Here is a 17321-nt window from a genome sequence, read left to right on the forward strand (position 1 = left end):
CGGCAGACACCGCGGCCGGAGGCGAACCATCCACCGACTGGCCGACAATGACCCGGTGAACGACCTCCTCTCCCCCCTCCTCACCCCCGAGGGCCACGCCCTCCTCGACGAGGTGCGCGGCACCGCGCCCGCCGACGAGCTGGCCGTGGCCACCCGGCTGCGCCGCGAGCACCCCGCCGAACTGGTGTCGGCGGCGCTGGCCCAGGCCCGGCTGCGGCAGCGGGCGGCGGCGAAGTTCGGGGAGGCGGACGCGGGCCGCATGTTCTTCACGCCGAACGGGGTCGAGCAGTCGACGCGGGCGAGTGTCGCCGCGTACCGGGCTCAGCGGCTGAAGGCGCTCGGGGTGACGTCGGTGGCCGACCTGTGCTGCGGGATCGGGGGCGACGCCATCGCGCTCGCGCGGGCCGGCATCCGCGTCCTCGCGGTGGACCGGGATCCGGTGACGGCGGCCACCGCCCGCGCGAACACCGAGGCGCTCGGGCTCGCCGCCCTGATCGAGGTCCGGGAGGCGGACGTCCAGGAGGTGGACACGGCCGGCCACGACGCCGTCTTCGTCGACCCGGCCCGGCGCGGCGGCCGGGGCCGCATCTTCGACCCGGAGGCCTACTCACCGCCCCTGTCCTGGGCGGTCGAGGCGGCGTCGGCCGCCCGGGTGGCCGCGCTGAAGATCGCCCCCGGCATCCCGCACGAGGCGGTCCCGGCGGCGGCCGAGGCCGAGTGGATCTCGGACCACGGCGACGTGAAGGAAGCCGTCCTCTGGTTCGGCACCGGCGCCCCGGGGGCCGTCCGCGCCACCCTCCTGCCCGGCCCGCGCACCCTGCTCGGCCGCGGCCTGCCCGACCCCGCCGTCCGGCCGGTCGGCCGTTACCTGTACGAGCCGGACGGCGCCGTCATCCGCGCCCACCTGGTCGCCGAGGCGGCCGAGGAGCTGGCCGGCGGCCTGATCGACCCGACGATCGCGTACGTCACCGCCGACACGCTCCGGCCCACCGCCTACGCGACGGCGTACGAGATCACCGACGAACTCCCCTTCAACGTGAAGAGGCTGAAGGCGCTGCTGCGGGAGCGCGAGGTCGGGAACCTCACCGTGAAGAAGCGCGGGTCGGCGGTGGAGCCCGAGGAACTGCGCAGGAAGATCAAGCCGCAGGGACCGAACGCGGCGACCGTGTTCCTGACCCGGGTGGCGGGGGCGCCCACCATGCTCGTGGGCGGCCCGGCGAGGGCCACCGCCGCCGCGCCGTCCTGAGCCCGGCTACGAAGCGCACTCCCGCGCCCTGGCCAGCAGCAGTTCCCGTTCCCGCTCGTTGCGCGCAAGACCCGCGGCCCGTTCGAACTCCGCGCGGGCCTCGGCCGTGCGCCCGAGCCGGGCCAGCAGGTCGCCGCGGACGCTCGGCAGCAGGTGGTAGTCGCTCAGGGCGGGTTCGGCGGTCAGCGGGTCCACGATCGCGAGGGCCGCCGCCGGGCCGTCCGCCATCGACACGGCCACCGCCCGGTTCAGTTCGACGACCGGGGACGGGGACCGGGCCGCCAGCAGCCCGTAGAGGGTGGCGATGGCCGTCCAGTCGGTCTCCTCGTACGTGTACGCGTGTGCGTGGCAGGCCGCGATGGCCGCCTGGAGGGCGTACGGCCCCGGGGCGCCGGTCGCCGTGGCGTCCGCGCGGGCCAGGGCCCTGATGCCGCGGGCGATGAGCATCCGGTTCCAGCGGCGGCGGTTCTGGTCCCGGAGGAGGACCGGTTCGCCGTCGGGGCCGGTGCGGGCGGCCGTACGGGAGGACTGGAATTCGAGGAGCGAGGTGAGGGCGTGCACCTCCGGTTCCTTCGGCATCAGTCCCGACAGCACCCGGGCCAGCCGCAGCGCGTCCTCGCACAGCGACGGGCGCAGCCAGTCGTCGCCCGCCGTGGCCGCGTACCCCTCGTTGTAGACCAGGTAGATGACGTCCAGGACCGAGCCGAGCCGGGCCTCGCGGTCGGGGCCGTACGGCACCTCGAAGGCGACGTTCTTCGTCGCGAGGGTGCGCTTGGCACGGACGATGCGCTGGGCGACCGTCGGCTCGGGAACGAGGAAGGCGCGGGCGATCTCGGCCGTGGTCAGGCCGCCGAGGAGGCGCAGGGTGAGGGCCGTGCGGGCCTCGGGCGAGAGCACCGGGTGGCAGGTGGTGAAGACGAGGCGGAGCAGGTCGTCGTCGATGTCGTCCGGGTCGGCGGGCTCCTCCGGCGGGGCCGTCGTCTCGGTGCTGCGGCCGATCTCGGCGAGCTTGCGGGCGTAGTTCTCCCGGCGCCGGACCAGGTCGACGGCGCGGTGGCGGGCGGTGGCCATGAGCCAGGCGCCCGGATTGTCGGGCACGCCGTCCCGGGGCCACTGCTCCAGGGCGGCGACCAGCGCGTCCTGCGCCAGTTCCTCCGCGATGCCGACGTCCCGGACGATCCGGGCGACGCCGGCGATCACGCGGGGCGATTCGAGCCGGAAGACGGTCTCGATGGCGTGGCGGGGGTCGGCCTGGGCGGGAGCGTCGGCCTCGGCGGGGGCGTCGGCGGGGGGCTGTGTGCTCACAGCCCCCCATGCAACACCCACCCCCGGACGTGCGCCAGGAGGGTCAGCCCTCCGCGATCTCCCGGACCTCGCAGGTCACGGTCCAGAACTCCTCGTGCACCTTGAGGAACCGCTTGGTCCACTCCAGGGCCTCGGCCTTGTCCTTGCACTGCATGAGCGCGTAGCCGCCGATGACCTCCTTGGACTCGGTGAACGGCCCGTCGGTGACGGAGATCTTGCCGCCCTCCCAGTGCACCCGAGTGCCCTGGGAAGTCGGCGTGAGCCCTGCGGTGTCCAGCATCACGCCGGCCTTGGTGATCTCCTCGATCAGCTCGCCCATCCGCTGCATCAGCTCCTGGCTGGGCCCCTCGGCGGGGGCGGCAGTCTCGTCGATCCGCACGAGCGACAGGTAACGGGGCATGGTGACTCCTCGGGTTCCGGCGGGGTCTCTCCCCGCATCTCACCCTTGCGTCGAACGGCTCGCCCCCGGATCGACACGCTCGACGAGATTCCCCGAAGTTTTTTTCCGACGGGGTTCCGACGGAGTTCCAACGGGGTTCCCGCCGCTTCGGAGAGTTACTTCAGCGAGTCCCACAGCTCGCTCGCCGCCGGCTCCTTCGCGATCACCCGGTTGGGGTCGGAGGGCGCGGTCACCACCGGCATCATCACCGTCTTCGCGTGGTCGGAGGTCAGTCCCTTCAGGCTCTGCCCGAGCCGCATCAGCTCGCTGAGCGAGTCCAGGCCGGTGTCGGTGGTGAGGCTGGAGGTGACCGCGTCGGCGACCTCGTAGAGCTTGGCCGGGTTGGTCAGCAGGCTGATGGAGGCCATCTGGTCCAGGAGGGCCTTCACCAGTTTCTGCTGGAGGCCTATCCGGCCCAGGTCGCTGCCGTCGCCTATGCCGTGCCGGGTGCGGGCGAGCGCCAGGGCCTGGGTGCCGTCGAGGTGGTGGGTGCCCTTCTTCAGGTGCAGGTGGCTGTCGTCGTCGTCGATGTCCTGGTCGGTGGTCACGGTCACCCCGCCGAGCGCGTCGACCAGCTTCGCGAAGCCGGAGAAGTCGATCTCCAGGTAGTGGTCCATGCGGACGCCGGTGATCGACTCGACCGTCTTGACCGCGCACACCGCCCCGCCCACCGAGTAGGCGCTGTTGAACATCGCGTTGTAGGCGGCGGACGTCGAGCCCCCGGAGGAGAGCGGGCAGGAGGGCCGGGTGACCAGGGTGTCGCGCGGAATGCTGACGATCGTGGCGGAGGTCCGGCCGGCGTCGACGTGGACGACCATCGCGGTGTCGGACCGGGCGCCCGAGCTGCTGCCGCCGCCGAGCTTCTGGTTCGCCTTGCCGCTGCGCGAGTCCGAGCCCAGCACCAGGATGTTCATCGAGCCGGTGGGCAGCGGGGACGCGGAGGCGGACGCGGACGCGGCGGCCGTCGGTGTCGTCACCGCCTTCGCCGGGCGGTCGTCCCCGAGCGCGCTGTTGATGTCGACGCTCTTGATGTTGTCGTTGAGGTGCCAGTAGACCCACCCCGCGCCGGCGATGCCGAGCGTCATGACCCCCGCCAGGGTGAGGCCGACGATCTTCAGCGCTCTCGACCGCCGGCCCACCCGTCTGCCCGCGCCGCCTTGCTCCTCGTGTCCCGTCACAAGGCAGGAACGTAAGTCCGAATTATTAGGGGACTGTTAGCGCGAGCGCCGCGAGGAGGTTTTCTTCGGAAAATCTCACCCTTCTCACTCAGGGTTCAGCCCAGGGTGACGGCGGGCACCGGATTGCTCCCGCTCCAGGACGCGTTGAACCCGAAGGAGACCGAACTCCCGTCCGCCACCGTCCCGTTGTAGGAGGCGTTCGCGCAGGACACGGCCGCGCCCGACTGGGTGCAGCCGGCGTTCCAGGCCTGGGTGATCTGCTGCCCGGCGCCGTACGTCCAGCTCACGTTCCAGGAGCTCAGTGCCGCCCCTGAACAGGAGATCGTCACCTGGCCCGTGAACCCGGTGTTCCACTGGCTGGTCACGCTGTAGGCGGCGGTGCAGGCACCGGTCGGCGGCGGGGTGGTCGTGGTGCCGCCGAGCGCCTCCGCGATGCCGTAGTACGCCGGCTTCGGCGCGTAGTTCGCGTCGTACGGGGTCGCCGCGCCGTAGCCCGGGAAGGTGCTGTCCACCCAGGAGTCGGAGTCGCTGAAGCCCCACACGGTGACGTTGACGCAGCGGCTCACCGCCACGCACGCGGCCACCACCGACGTGAAGTCGGCCTTCTGCTGGGCGAGCTTGGTGCTGTCGGAGGGCAGCGCCATCCGGATGTCCAGCTCGGTGACGGCCACGTCGACGCCCAGGTCGGCGAAGCGCTGGATGTTCTGCTGGAGGGTGGAGGGGACCTGGCCGAGGATGAGGTGGGCCTGGAGCCCGACCCCGTCGATCGGGACGCCGGCCGCCTTGAGCGACCTCACCAGGTTGTACAGGGCGGTGCTCTTCGCGTTGACGCCCTCGACGTTGTAGTCGTTGATGTACAGCTTGGCGGCGGGGTCGGCCGCATGTGCCCAGGTCAGGGCGTTGGCGATGTAGTCGGAGCCGAGGCCGTTGTACCAGAGCGTCGACCGGTAGGTGCCGTCCTCGTTGAAGGGTTCGTTGACGACGTCCCAGGCGGCGATCTTCCCCTTGTAGCGGCCGACCTCGGTGCTGATGTGGTTCTGCAGCAGGCTGCCGAGCTGGGCGGACGTCCAGGTGCCGTTCGTCAGCCAGCTGGGGTTCTGGCTGTGCCAGACCAGGGTGTGGCCGCGCACCTGCTGGTTGTGGGCCTGGGCGAAGGCGACGATCTGGTCGGCCTCGGACCAGTTGAAGGTGCCCTGCGTGGGCTCGACCGTCCCCCACTTCATGGCGTTGCCCGGGGTCAGCGAACTGAACTGGCCGCCGGCCAGGTCGCCGTAGGTGCCGGTGAGCTTGGAGCCGGTGACCGCGGTGCCGATGACCTTGCCCTTCGCGGCGGCGAGGTCGCGCAGCGGGGCGTCGGCGGCGTGTGCGGGGACGGTGCCGGCGGCGAACAGGCCGATGCCTGCGACCAGGCCGGCCAGCCCGGTCCGTAACAGATTCCTGAAAGTCCTGGAGGTTCTGGAGGTTCTCATGCGGGTGGCCTCCGAAAGTTTCGGTTGAGCAACCGATTGACTTCGGAGGAGTGTGGAGGCGCCCGTACCACCCGTCAATACGTCAACTTTTGGCCAAGCCCGCCTCAGGCGATCGCGGGCGCCGCCGTGCTCGACCGCACCACCAGGCTGGTCGCCAGCTCCACCCGGGTCGCGGTCGTCCCCTCCTCCGCCCGCCCCATCTCAAGGACCAGCCGCGCCGCCGCCTCGGCCATCTCGGTCAGCGGCTGCCGTACGGTCGTCAGCGGCGGCCCCACCCAGCGGGCCAACGGCAGGTCGTCGAACCCGACGACGCTCACGTCCTCCGGGATGCGCAGCCCCAGCTCACGCGCGGCCTCGTAGAGCCCGAGGGCCTGGAGGTCGTTGCCGGTGAAGATCGCGGTGGGCCGGTCGGGCATGCGCAGCAGCTCCAGGCCGAGCCGGTAGCCGGCGTCGTGGTGGAAGTCGCCCGCCTTGATGAGGGCCTGGTCCACCGGCAGCCCGGCGGTCTCCAGCGCGGCCCGGTACCCGTCCACCCGGGCCCGGCTGCACATCATCCGGGACGGCCCGCTGATCGCCCCGATGCGCCGGTGCCCGAGCTCGACGAGGTGCCGGGTGGCGGCCAGCCCGCCCTGCCAGTTCGTCGCCCCGATCGACGGCACGTCCGGCCCCGGGTCCCCCGCCGGGTCCATCACCACGAACGGGATGGATCGGCTCAGCAGCAGCGCCCGCTGCGACTCGTCGAGCCCCGACAGCACCAGCACCACCCCGTGCGGCCGCCGCGCCGCCACCTGGTCCGCCCAGGTCCGCCCCGGGGTGAGCCGCCCGGCGCTCTCGCTGAGCACGACGCTCAGGCCGGCGTCCCGGGCCACGTTCTCCACCCCCCGGATGACCTCCATCGCCCAGGCGCTCTCCAGCTCGTGGAAGACCAGGTCGATCAACGGCGACCGGGAGGCCTCGGCCCGGCGGCGCCGGTAGCCGTAGGCGCGCAGCAGCTCCTCGACCCGGGTGCGGGTGGCCGGAGCGACGTCGGCACGCCCGTTCAGGACCTTCGAAACAGTCGGAGCGGACACGCCGGCCTCACGGGCGATTTCGGCGAGCGTCGCCGTCTGCGTTTCTGTGGGCTTCGAAGGCGTCATGCCCGCGATCGTATCCCCGCGCTCCCCCTTGACGAAGACCTTCGCACGCCATAGGTTCCCGGAACATTCGGTGTGTGGTACGAAACATTCGTAGCAGCGTTCGTAGCAGAGAACCCGCAGGAAGCAGAGACGGGAGTTTCATGACCACCGCTCCTTGGCGCGACCCCGCACTGCCCGCCGCCGCCCGTGTCGACGACCTGCTCACCCGGATGACGCTGGAGGAGAAGACCGCCCAGCTGTACGGGGTGTGGGTGGGCGCCGCCACGGACGGCGACGGGGTCGCCCCGCTGCAACGCGAGATGACCGCGGACTACGACTGGCACGAGCTGATCACCCTCGGCCTCGGCCAGCTGACCCGTTCCTTCGGCACCGCCCCGGTGGACCCGGCGCTGGGCGCGCGAGCGCTGGCCCGCGCCCAGCGCCGGATCACCGCGGCCGGCCGCTTCGGCATCCCGGCGATCGCCCACGAGGAGTGCCTGGCCGGCTTCACGGCCTGGCAGGCGACGGCCTACCCGGTCCCGCTCGCCTGGGGCGCCGCCTTCGACCCGCCGCTGGTCGAGGAGCTGGGCCGGCACATCGGCCGCGACCTCCGCTCGGTCGGCGTCCACCAGGGCCTGGCCCCTGTCCTGGACGTGGTCCGCGACCCGCGCTGGGGACGGGTCGAGGAGACGATCGGCGAGGACCCGTACCTGGTCGGCACCATCGGCTCCGCCTACGTCCGGGGCCTGGAGTCGGCCGGAGTGATCGCCACCCTCAAGCACTTCGCCGGCTACGCCTCCTCCACCGGCGCCCGCAACCTCGCCCCGGTCCGCGCCGGGGTACGGGAGTTCGCGGACGTCACCCTCCTCCCCTTCGAGATGGCGCTCCGAGAGGGCGGGGCCCGCTCGGTGATGGCGGCGTACAACGAGACGGACGGCGTCCCGGCCTCCGCAGACCCCCGCCTGCTGACCGAACTCCTCCGCACGGACTGGGACTTCACCGGCACGGTCGTCGCCGACTACTTCGGCATCGGCTTCCTCCAGACACTCCACCGCGTGGCAGGCACGGAAGCGGAGGCGGCCCATCTCGCCCTTGAGGCCGGCATCGACGTCGAACTCCCGACACTGAAGTGCTACGGCCGCCCGCTGGTGGCCGCGGTCAGGGAAGGCACGATCCCGGAGTCACTCGTCGACAGGGCGGCCCGCCGGGTCCTGCTCCAGAAGTGCGAACTGGGCCTGCTCGACGAGGACTGGACCCCGGAGCCCGCACAGGAAGGCCCGATCGACCTCGACTCGACGGCGAACCGCGCGCTGGCCCGCCGCTTGGCCGAGGAGTCGGTGGTCCTGCTGGACAACCCGGACGGCACCCTCCCCCTCGCCCCCGACACCCGCATAGCGGTGGTGGGCCCGCGCGCGGCGGACGCGCTCGCGATGCTCGGCTGCTACTCCTTCCCGTCCCACGTCCTGACCCACCACCCCGAGGTCGACCTGGGCATCGCCATCCCGACCGTCCTCGACTCCCTGCGCACCGAACTCCCCGACGCGAAGGTGACGTTCGCCGAGGGCTGCGACGTCTCGGATCCGGACACCACGGGCTTCGAGGAGGCGGTGGCCCGCGCGGCGGAGGCGGACGTGTGCGTGGCGGTACTGGGCGACCGCGCGGGCCTGTTCGGCCGGGGCACGTCGGGCGAGGGCTGCGACGTCACGGACCTGGAACTCCCCGGCGTGCAGGCCGATCTGCTGGACGCCCTGCTCTCGACGAACGTCCCGGTGGTCCTCGTCCTCCTCACCGGGCGCCCCTACGCACTGGGCCGCTGGCACGGCCGGCTCGGCGCGGTGGTGCAGGCGTTCTTCCCCGGAGAGGAAGGCGGCCCGGCGGTGGCGGGAGTGCTGTCGGGCCGCGTCAACCCGTCGGGCAGGCTGCCGGTGAGCGTGCCGCGCGTGCCGGGGGGCCAGCCGTGGACCTACCTCCAGCCCCCACTGGGCCTCGCGGGCGAGGTCAGCAACCTGGACCCGACCCCGCTGTACGCCTTCGGGCACGGCCGCTCGTACACGAGCTTCGCCTGGGAGCCGACGTCACCCCCGACGGCCGAGATCGGCACGGACGGCTCGTACGACGTGACGGTGACGGTCCGCAACACGGGCGAACGGGCGGGCACCGAGGTCGTCCAGCTCTACCTGCACGACCCGGTGGCGTCGGTGACCCGCCCGGACGTCCGGCTGATCGGCTACCAGCGCGTGGCACTGGCCCCGGGCGAGTCGAAAAGGCTGACCTTCCATTTCCACGCGGACCTGTCAGCGTTCACGGACCGGGAGGGGGCGCGGGTGGTGGAGCCGGGGGCGCTGGAACTGCGGGTGGCCACGTCCAGCGCGGCGGTGCGGCACACGGTACGGCTGCACCTGACCGGGCCGGTCCGGACGCTGGGGCCCGACCGAGTGTTGCGTTGCGGCACGAAGGTGTCGTGAGCAGCACATTCATGGCAAATGCACAGCAGGGCCGCTTTCACAAGAGGCGTGACAGCCGCGTTCAGGATGCGTTCAGGTTCCCCGTGCCAGGGTCGTGATCACGGAATCTCCACACCCCCACAGGAGCGACCTTGACGACGGCCAAGTCGGTCATGAAGAAGCTACCCGAAGCCACGCTGGCGTTCTGGATCATGAAGATCGCGGCGACGACCCTGGGCGAGACGGCGGGCGACCTGTTCGCCCAGACGCTCAAGCTCGGCTACTTCCTCACCACAGTCATGCTGTTCGCGATCTTCGTCGTGACGCTCGTGATCCAGCTGCGCTCGTCCCGCTACAACCCGTTCTTCTACTGGACGGTGATCCTGTCGACCAGCATGGCCGGCACCACCATGTCCGACTTCATGAACCGTGACGCGAGCGCCAAGTACCTGTCGAACGGAGCCGCCAAACTGGGCTGGGGCCCGCAGGGTCTGGGCCTCGGCTACCCGGTCGGCGCGGCCATCCTGATCTCCATCCTGCTGGCGATCTTCCTGGCCTGGAAACTGAGCGGGATGACCTTCCAGATCCAGGACATCGTCACGTTCAAGGGCGAGGCCCTGTTCTGGGCAGCGATCCTGGTCTCCAACACCCTCGGCACCTCGATGGGCGACTTCCTCTCCGACAGCTCAGGTCTCGGCTACCTCGGCGGCGCCGCCCTGGTCAGCGGCGCCCTCCTGGTCCTGGTCCTGCTGATGCGGGTCCCGGCCGTGCCCAACGTCCTGCTGTTCTGGATCGCTTTCGTGCTGACCCGCCCGCTCGGCGCCACCGCAGGTGACTTCCTGACCAAGCCGACCGCCAAGGGCGGCCTGGACCTGGGCACAGCGGGCTCGTCGGCGGTGCTGCTGGCCATCCTGTTCGGCCTGATGGCGTACGCGCACCTGCAGGAACGCAAGGCCGCCACGCCGGGCCCGGAGACCGAGGGCCCTGAGTCGGCGGCGGTCCGGCCGCAGCGGGTGGACCACTCCTAGCAGCCGCCCATCACCCCGCCGCGTGCGCGACGAACGAGGACCATGCGGCGGGGTCGAGGGTGAGGCCGGGGCGGGTGCGGTCTTTGGAGTCGCGGATGTGAATGGCGACCGGGGCGACCGCTACTTCTATGCAGTTGTCGCCCTGAGTGCCGCTGTAGCTGGACTTCCGCCAGGTCAGGGCGACTTCTATGCAGCTGTCGCCTTGATCCGTGCTGTAGCTGGACTTGAACCAGGCGAGTCGGGGGGCACTCATAGGTCTCCTCGCATTCGCTCCAGCAGGCTCGCCGAGTCCTCGGGAGTGAGGGCCTGCGAGCGCAGTCTCGCATAGCGCTGGTGGAGGGCAGTCACATCTTTCGGCTCGGTGATCAGCCAGCCGCTCATGTGCCCCTCCACATAGGCGAATCGGCGCCCCTCGGGCGTCTCCACGAGTTGCAACGGGCCCGCCAGGCTGGCGTGTTGCTTGCGTCGCAGCGGCATGATCTGCAGATCCACGTTCCGTAGGCCCGCGTACTCCAGCATCTGGTCTAGCACGGAACGCGTCACATCGGGACCACCCAACTCCCTAAGTAGAACGCTCTCCTCGATGATGAAGCTGAACGCCGTATTCGGCCGGTCCCTCAGAAGTTGCTGACGCTCCATACGGCCAGCCAACTGCGCCTCCACCTCCCCATCGGTAGGCGGCGGAAGCGCGTTCTCGTACACCGCACGGACGTAGGTCTCGGGTTGGAGCAGTCCGGGCACAAGCCTGCACTCGTACGCGTCGAAGCTGGCGGCCTGCCGCTCCAGGTCCGCCCACTTCCGGAACCACACCGCGAACCCCGGCTGTCGCGCCACCCGCCCGAACGCCTTCCGCAACGCACCGGTGTTCCCCAGCACCCCCTCCGCCGCATCCACAAAGCTCTGATCCGCCAGCCTCCTCCCCAACTCGATGGAAGCCACGGAGTGCTTGGACATGTGGACCCTCGCCCCGAACTCCTCGCGGCTCAGCCCCGCATGCTCCCGCAGCCCCTGCACGAACGCGCCGAACGTCTTCATGCTGTCCGACGACTCGGGCTCACCATTCACCTCAACGCCACCGCTCATGCACTCAGCGTGACGGACTTCCACGCTCGCCCGCAGTCGCATCGCGTAAGCGGATAAGAATATCCGCTTAGTGTTACGGTGGCTGCGCAGCCGTCGTCCGAATACGTGTGAGGAGTGCCGATGTCGCGCAGCAACTGGCTTCCGGTGGGAGCCGTCGTCCTGATCGTGAACGCGTTGCAGTGGGTGATCGCCGAGGGAGTCACCGCGGCGGCCTGGAGCGACCCTCCCTACAGCTACGCCCGGAACTACATCAGCGACCTCGGCGTGCCCGACTGCCGCACGAAGTTCCAGGGACGCGAGATCTGCTCGCCGTCGCACGCGCTGATGAACACGTCGTTCGCGCTGCAGGGGATCCTGTTCGCGGCCGGGGTGCTGCTGCTGGCGCTGCCGCTCGTCGAGGGGCGGATCCGGCGCGTCGTCACCTCGCTGGCGGTCGCGCACGGAGTGGGTTTTGTGATGGTCGGGCTCTTCCACGGCTCCGCGAACGGGGCGAAGTACAGCCTGGTCCTCCATGTCGTGGGGGCCGGCATCGGCATCCTGTGCGCGAACACGCTGGCGATCATGGCGGGGGCGTCGCGGAGCCTGGGCCTGCGCCTCGGGCTGCCTAAGCCGTACCGCGTCTTCAGCGTCACGGTCGGGGCCCTCGGCCTGCTGAGCGAGTTCTTCGTGAGCGTCTCCACGAGCACGGCCGGTGTGTTCGAGCGCGGCGGGGTCTACTCCTGGCTGTTGTGGAGCGCCGTGACGGGTGGGCTGGTCCTGGCCGGACGGCTGCGCCGGGCGGAGATGATGGAGAATGTCTTGGCGTGAGCCAGGACATGCAGCGCCCCCTGCGCGCGGACGCGGAACGGAACCGCCGGCTGATCATGGACACGGCCGGCCGGATGTTCGCACAACGGGGCTCCGTGGCCACCCTCAACGAGATCGCCCATGAGGCCGGTGTCGGGGTCGGCACGGTGTACCGCCGCTTCCCGGACCTGCAGACGCTGATGGACGCGTTGTTCACCGAGCGGTTCACCGGGTTCCTGCACCTGGCGGCGGAGGCCGAGGAACACACGGACCCCGGACAGGCACTGCGCCACTACCTGCTGGAGGCGGCGCACCGGCGGGCCGGCGACCGGGCACTGGACGTGATCCTCGCCCACGCGGACCTCGAAGCGGGACCGAACACCGCGCTGCGTGAGGAACTCGGCCGCCACGTGGACACCATGGTGGAACGGGCCCTGGCGGCGGGCGCGGTCCGCGAGGACTTCGCCAGTTCCGATGTGTACGCCTACCTCTACATGATCGGCGCCGTCGCCGACCGCACCCACGACCTCGCACCCGAGGCCTGGCGCCGCTACGCCGAATTCCTGCTGACGGGCTTCGGCCTGCAAGAAGCCCCGTCGGCGCCCACGCCCGCGATGACCGACGAGCAGTCCTTCCGGACCACCTGGCCCAGGCCCTCGGCGGCACAGGGGAGTCCCTGAGCAGCGGCGGGCGACCGGCGTCGGTCAGGGCCGGACCAGTCCGCTCTGGTAGGCGATGACGACGAGTTGGGTGCGGTCGCGGGCGTTGAGCTTGGTCATGGCACGGTGGATGTGGGTGCGTACGGTCAGGGGGCTGAGGAAGAGCTCGCTCGCGATCTCCGCGTTGGACTTGCCCTGCGCCGCCTCGATCATGACCTCACGCTCCCGGCCGGTCAGGGCCGCGAGTTCGGGCGGCGGGGCCGCGACGGGGACCGGAGTGGTGAGGAAACGGGTGATCAGGGTCTGGGTGGCTTTCGGTGACAGGAGTGCCTCGCCGCCGGCCACGGTGCGGATTCCGTCGACGAGGGCCTGGGCGGAGACGTCCTTGCCGAGGAAGCCGCTGGCACCCGCGCGCAGGGCCTGGGCCACGTACTCGTCGGTCTCGAACGTGGTCAGGATGAGGATGCGAGTGGCGGACAGGGCGGGGTCGGCGCAGATCTCGGTGGTGGCGGCGAGTCCGTCGGTGCCCGGCATGCGGATGTCCATCAGAACGATGTCGGGGTGGTGGCGGCGGGTGAGCGCGACCGCTTCGGCGCCGTCGGCCGCCTCGCCGACGACCTCCATGTCGGGGACCTCGCCGATGAGGATGCGGAAGGTCATGCGCAGGAGCTGCTGGTCGTCGGCGAGGAGGATGCGAGTCGTCATCGGGCCTGTCTTCGCGGATGAGGGGGCCGGGTCAGGGGGCCGGGTCAGGGCAGGATGGGCAGGTCGGCGGTGACGGTGAAGCCCCCGTCCGACTGACGTCCGGCGGTGAAGCTGCCTCCGGCCGAGTGCGCGCGCTCACGCATCCCGATGAGTCCGAAGCCGTCGCCGTCGGGGGTGCGGGAGGGTGCGGCGGGGAGCCGTCCGGGTGTGTTGGCGACCGTGATCGTCAGCCGTTCGTGACCGTAGCCGAGCCGGACGTGCGCGGTGCCGCCGGGGGCATGCTTGGTGATGTTGGTGAGGGCCTCCTGCACGATGCGGTACGCGCTGAGATCCACACCGGGTGAGAGCTGCTGCGTCTTGCCCTCGGTGACGAGCCGGACATCGAGGCCGGTCGATGTGAACGACTCGATCAGGTCCGGGAGTTGGGCCAGGCCGGGGGCCGGTTCGAGGACGTCGGGGTCGTCGGGCCGGCGCAGCAGGCCGACGGCGGCCTTGAGTTCGCGCAGGGCCGAGGAGGTGGTGGCGGCGAGCTGGTTCACCATGGGGGCGACCTTGTGGGGGCTGGTCCGGGCGAGGAAGGTGAGGGTGCCTGCCTGGGCGTTGGCCAGGGCGAGGTGGTGGGCGACGACGTCGTGGAGTTCACGGGCGATGCGGACACGTTCGTCCGCCACCCGGTGCCTGGCCTCTTCCTCGCGGGTCCGTTCGGCGTATGCGGCACGGGTCTCGACCGCTTCGAGGTAGGCGTTGCGCATGCGGGCGGCGGATCCCAGGGCCACCGGCAGCAGCAGGCACAGGACGGGATTGACGGTGGCCAGCGGCCAGGGGTGGCCGGCGCGGTCGCCGAAGACGGTGGACAGCACGATCATCGCCGTCACCGGGAGGCAGAAGCGGTAGACCGTCCTGGGCGCGACACGGGCGGCGATCCCGTACAGGGCGACCAGGACGGGCGCCAGGAGCATGGGGGTGAGGAGATAGCCCACCGCGCCGGCGGCACCGGCGCACACGGCGGTGACGAGGACGACCGCGTACGGGTGACGGCGCCGCCACAGCACGGCGACGGAGGCCACCGCTGCGGGCGGCAGAGCGGACCACCAGCCCAGACCGTGGGCGTAGGACTTGCTGCTGTAGTACGCCACCGGCCCGGACAGGACGAACAGCACCACGACGAGCACCGTGTCGAGGAGACGGCGGTGTCGGCGGGAGAAGTGCTGCCAGCGGGTGGTCATCGACGCTTGCTCCGGCGAGGTGGGCGTGCGGCCATCCTGCCAAACGACCGCGATCGGTGAGGCCGGGCGGCCGCCGTGCCGGAGGCCGCCCCGGCCCCGTAGAGCCTGGATCAACGGTGTGCCGCTTCCGCGACCGGCGCAGGTGCCGCCTCGGCGGGGGGCGTACGGCTCAGGGACTCGCCCTCGATGTCGACGCGGGGCAGCCACCGGGCGAGCCGGGCCGGAAGCCACCAGGCCCGCTCGCCCAGCAGGGCCATGACCGCGGGGACCAGCGCCATCCGCACGACGAGGGCGTCGAAGAGGACGGCGACGGCCAGGCTGAAGCCGATCATCTTGATCAGGGCGAGGCCGGCGCCGACGAAGCCGGAGAACACGGCGATCATGATGAGTGCGGCGGCGACCACGACCCGCGCGCTGTGCCGGAAGCCGGTGACGACGGCCTCGGCCGGACGCTCGCCGTGGGTGTACGCCTCGCGCATCCGGGAGACGAGGAACACCTCGTAGTCCATGGCCAGGCCGAAGACGATGCCCACCATCATGATCGGCATGGTGCTCATCACCGGGCCGGTCTGCTGCAGGCCGATCAGGTCGGCGAGCCGGCCCCACTGGAAGACCGCCACCACCGCGCCGAGCGCGGACAGCACGGACAGCAGGAACCCCAAGGCGGCCTTGAGCGGGACCAGCACGGACCGGAAGACGACCAGCAGCAGGAGGAAGGCCAGCCCGACCACGACCGCCAGGTAGGGCACCAGGGCGCTCTGCATCTTGTCGGCGACGTCGATATTGATCGCCGTGGTGCCCGAGACGAGGAAGGTCGCGCCCGTCTCGGCCGTCACCTCCGGCCGTTCGGCGCGGATGACGCGGACCAGGTCCTCGGTCTTCTCGTCGGTGGGCGCGGTGGAGGCGGTGGCCGTGAAGATCGCCGTGTTGCCCGCCGGGTTGAAGACGGGCGCGGTGACGGAGACGACGCCCTTGGTCGCGGAGATCGTCTCGGCCACGCTCTTCGCTGCGCTCTCGGGGTTCTTCGCGCCCTTGGCGTCCACCACGACGGTGAAGGGGCCGTTGAAGCCGGGGCCGAAGCCGTCGGCGAGTTCGTCGTAGGCCCGTCGTTCGGTGGTCGCGGTGGACTTGGACTCGTCGCCGGGCATGCCGAGCTGCAGGTCGAGGACCGGCAGCGCCACGATTCCGAGGCCGATGACCGAGGCGAGCAGCACCGGCACCGGCCGGCGCTGCACGAACCGTGCCCACCGGGTGCCCGCGTTGTCCCCGGTACGGGCGCCGGTGTCACGGCCCTTGCGGATACGGCGGGGCAGGACCGCGTTCGGCAGGATGCCCAGCAGGGCCGGTACGAGGGTGAGGGCGACCAGGACGGCGACGACGACGGCTCCGGCGGCGGACAGGCCCATCTTGGTGAGCGTCGGCACGCCGACCACGGACAGTCCGGCCAGGGCGATGACGACGGTCAGGCCGGCGAAGACCACCGCCGAGCCGGCGGTGCCCGCCGCGCGGCCGGCGGCCTCCTGCGGGCTGTGCCCGCGGCCGCGTTCCTCGCGGTAGCGGGAGACGACGAACAGGGCGTAGTCGATTCCGACGGCCAGGCCCAGCATGGAGGCGAGGCTGCTGCTCGTGGTCGACAGCCCGAGCGTCGAGCCGAGCGCCATGATCGACACCGTGCTGATGCCCACCCCGAGCACGGCGGTCAGCAGCGGCAGCCCGGCCGCGGCGAGGGAACCGAAGGTCACCAGCAGGACGACGGCCGCGATGACGACGCCGATCAGCTCACCGGACCCGCCGGCGGCAGCGTCGTCGGCGAGGACCGGCCCGCCCACGTCCACGGTCAGCCCGGCGTGCCGGGCTTCGTCGACCGCCTTCCGGAGGTTGTTCCTGGTGGCGTCGGTGAGGTCCTTGGACGCGGCCTTGTAGGTGACCGTCGCGTACGCCGTGGAGGCGGCCTTGTTCACCGTGCCGGCGCGAAAGGGGTCCACGGCGGCCTGGACCTGGCCGCTCTCGGCTGCCTCGCCGACCAGCTTCTCGATCACCGCCCGGTTGGCGGAGGAGGTCAGCTTCTCCCCGCTCGGTGCGACGAAGACGATGCGCGCCGTCGCCTGGTTCGGGCTCTGCGAGGCGCCCGGGAACCGCTTCTGCAGCAGGTCGTAGGCGCGCTGCGACTCGATGCCCGGCATGGAGCCGGTGTCGTCGGGGGGCGAGGCCACCTGGGTCGAGGCGAAACCGAGGGCACCGAGCAGCACCACCCAGAGCAGGGCGACGTACCAGCGCCGCCGGAAGGCCGTACGGCCCATGCGGTAGAGAAAGACAGCCACGGAGCGGATCTCCACATCTGGATCGGGAACGCACCCATGCTGCGAAGCCGGAGCCCCGGCCGTCGTCGTGCCGACGCCGACAGCTCCTACTGAGATCGCCGACCCGGCCTGCTGAATCGGCAGTACCGCCGGACAGGCGGTGACCACCGGCATACGCAGTAGCGCCCGTCGTACTCAGGCAGTACACGCGGGCCTGCACCCGTCCGACGCCGTGCCCTCGGACGGGCTGCCACTCTCTGAGGGCTTCACCGCCCGGTCGGCGCAGCGACTGCGTGCGCCCCTGATCAGGTACCGGACCGCCCCTCGCCAAGGGCGCC

At 71.2% G+C, this 17321-nt stretch carries 15 protein-coding genes; 5 read left to right on the top strand and 10 right to left on the bottom strand.

The window, feature by feature from the left end:
- Positions 1-55: 55 nt before the first annotated feature.
- Positions 56-1246 (top strand): class I SAM-dependent methyltransferase, encoded by a 1191-nt coding sequence (locus ABT137_RS29230; protein WP_351714088.1) that lies wholly within the window; start codon positions 56-58, stop codon positions 1244-1246.
- A 6-nt stretch (positions 1247-1252) separates the two neighbouring features.
- Here ABT137_RS29230 and ABT137_RS29235 read toward each other — a convergent pair whose 3' ends face one another.
- The 5 genes from ABT137_RS29235 to ABT137_RS29255 all read right to left on the bottom strand — a co-directional run bounded on the left by ABT137_RS29235 (position 1253) and on the right by ABT137_RS29255 (position 6773).
- On the bottom strand, positions 1253-2551 hold the full coding sequence (locus tag ABT137_RS29235; RefSeq protein WP_502984591.1) for an RNA polymerase sigma factor: 1299 nt from the start codon (positions 2549-2551) through the stop codon (positions 1253-1255).
- A gap of 43 nt (positions 2552-2594) precedes the next feature.
- Positions 2595-2951, bottom strand: coding sequence for a YciI family protein (locus tag ABT137_RS29240; protein ID WP_217558557.1), 357 nt, complete (start codon positions 2949-2951; stop codon positions 2595-2597).
- Positions 2952-3106: 155 nt separating this feature from the next.
- Positions 3107-4168 (bottom strand): LCP family protein, encoded by a 1062-nt coding sequence (locus ABT137_RS29245; RefSeq protein ID WP_351714089.1) that lies wholly within the window; start codon positions 4166-4168, stop codon positions 3107-3109.
- A gap of 95 nt (positions 4169-4263) precedes the next feature.
- Entirely contained in the window at positions 4264-5637 is a 1374-nt protein-coding gene (locus ABT137_RS29250) for a glycoside hydrolase family 10 protein (protein WP_351714090.1), read from the bottom strand.
- Positions 5638-5741: 104 nt separating this feature from the next.
- Positions 5742-6773 (bottom strand): LacI family DNA-binding transcriptional regulator, encoded by a 1032-nt coding sequence (locus ABT137_RS29255; RefSeq protein ID WP_351714091.1) that lies wholly within the window; start codon positions 6771-6773, stop codon positions 5742-5744.
- Positions 6774-6913: 140 nt separating this feature from the next.
- Here ABT137_RS29255 and ABT137_RS29260 point away from each other — a divergent pair, with 140 nt between their 5' ends.
- Together ABT137_RS29260 and ABT137_RS29265 are read left to right on the top strand one after the other, a co-directional pair.
- Positions 6914-9217 carry a beta-xylosidase/alpha-l-arabinosidase gene (locus ABT137_RS29260; protein WP_351714092.1) on the top strand — a complete coding sequence of 768 codons (2304 nt, stop codon included), beginning with the start codon at positions 6914-6916 and terminating at the stop codon, positions 9215-9217.
- A gap of 131 nt (positions 9218-9348) precedes the next feature.
- On the top strand, positions 9349-10224 hold the full coding sequence (locus ABT137_RS29265; RefSeq protein ID WP_351714093.1) for a COG4705 family protein: 876 nt from the start codon (positions 9349-9351) through the stop codon (positions 10222-10224).
- A gap of 10 nt (positions 10225-10234) precedes the next feature.
- Here the strand turns inward: ABT137_RS29265 and ABT137_RS29270 are convergent, their stop codons facing one another.
- Both ABT137_RS29270 and ABT137_RS29275 read right to left on the bottom strand, forming a co-directional pair.
- Entirely contained in the window at positions 10235-10477 is a 243-nt protein-coding gene (locus ABT137_RS29270; protein WP_351714094.1) for a DUF397 domain-containing protein, read from the bottom strand.
- Complete coding sequence (locus ABT137_RS29275; protein WP_351714095.1) at positions 10474-11307, bottom strand: helix-turn-helix domain-containing protein; 834 nt, start codon at positions 11305-11307, stop codon at positions 10474-10476. The genes ABT137_RS29270 and ABT137_RS29275 overlap by 4 nt, the downstream gene beginning before the upstream one ends.
- Before the next feature lie 120 nt (positions 11308-11427).
- Between ABT137_RS29275 and ABT137_RS29280 the strand changes: the two genes are divergently transcribed.
- Positions 11428-12114: a DUF998 domain-containing protein gene (locus ABT137_RS29280; RefSeq protein ID WP_351714096.1), complete on the top strand. Its 687-nt coding sequence runs from the start codon at positions 11428-11430 to the stop codon at positions 12112-12114.
- Positions 12111-12773 (top strand): TetR/AcrR family transcriptional regulator, encoded by a 663-nt coding sequence (locus tag ABT137_RS29285; protein WP_351714097.1) that lies wholly within the window; start codon positions 12111-12113, stop codon positions 12771-12773. The genes ABT137_RS29280 and ABT137_RS29285 overlap by 4 nt, the downstream gene beginning before the upstream one ends.
- 24 nt (positions 12774-12797) lie before the next feature.
- Here ABT137_RS29285 and ABT137_RS29290 read toward each other — a convergent pair whose 3' ends face one another.
- The 3 genes from ABT137_RS29290 to ABT137_RS29300 form a co-directional block, all read right to left on the bottom strand.
- Positions 12798-13457 carry a response regulator transcription factor gene (locus ABT137_RS29290; RefSeq protein WP_351714098.1) on the bottom strand — a complete coding sequence of 220 codons (660 nt, stop codon included), beginning with the start codon at positions 13455-13457 and terminating at the stop codon, positions 12798-12800.
- A 44-nt stretch (positions 13458-13501) separates the two neighbouring features.
- Complete coding sequence (locus ABT137_RS29295; protein ID WP_351714099.1) at positions 13502-14683, bottom strand: sensor histidine kinase; 1182 nt, start codon at positions 14681-14683, stop codon at positions 13502-13504.
- Positions 14684-14793: 110 nt separating this feature from the next.
- Positions 14794-17004: an MMPL family transporter gene (locus tag ABT137_RS29300; protein WP_351714100.1), complete on the bottom strand. Its 2211-nt coding sequence runs from the start codon at positions 17002-17004 to the stop codon at positions 14794-14796.
- Positions 17005-17321 lie beyond the last annotated feature (317 nt).

The organism is Streptomyces sp. NPDC001980 (assembly GCF_040296885.1).
Taxonomy (GTDB): domain Bacteria; phylum Actinomycetota; class Actinomycetes; order Streptomycetales; family Streptomycetaceae; genus Streptomyces.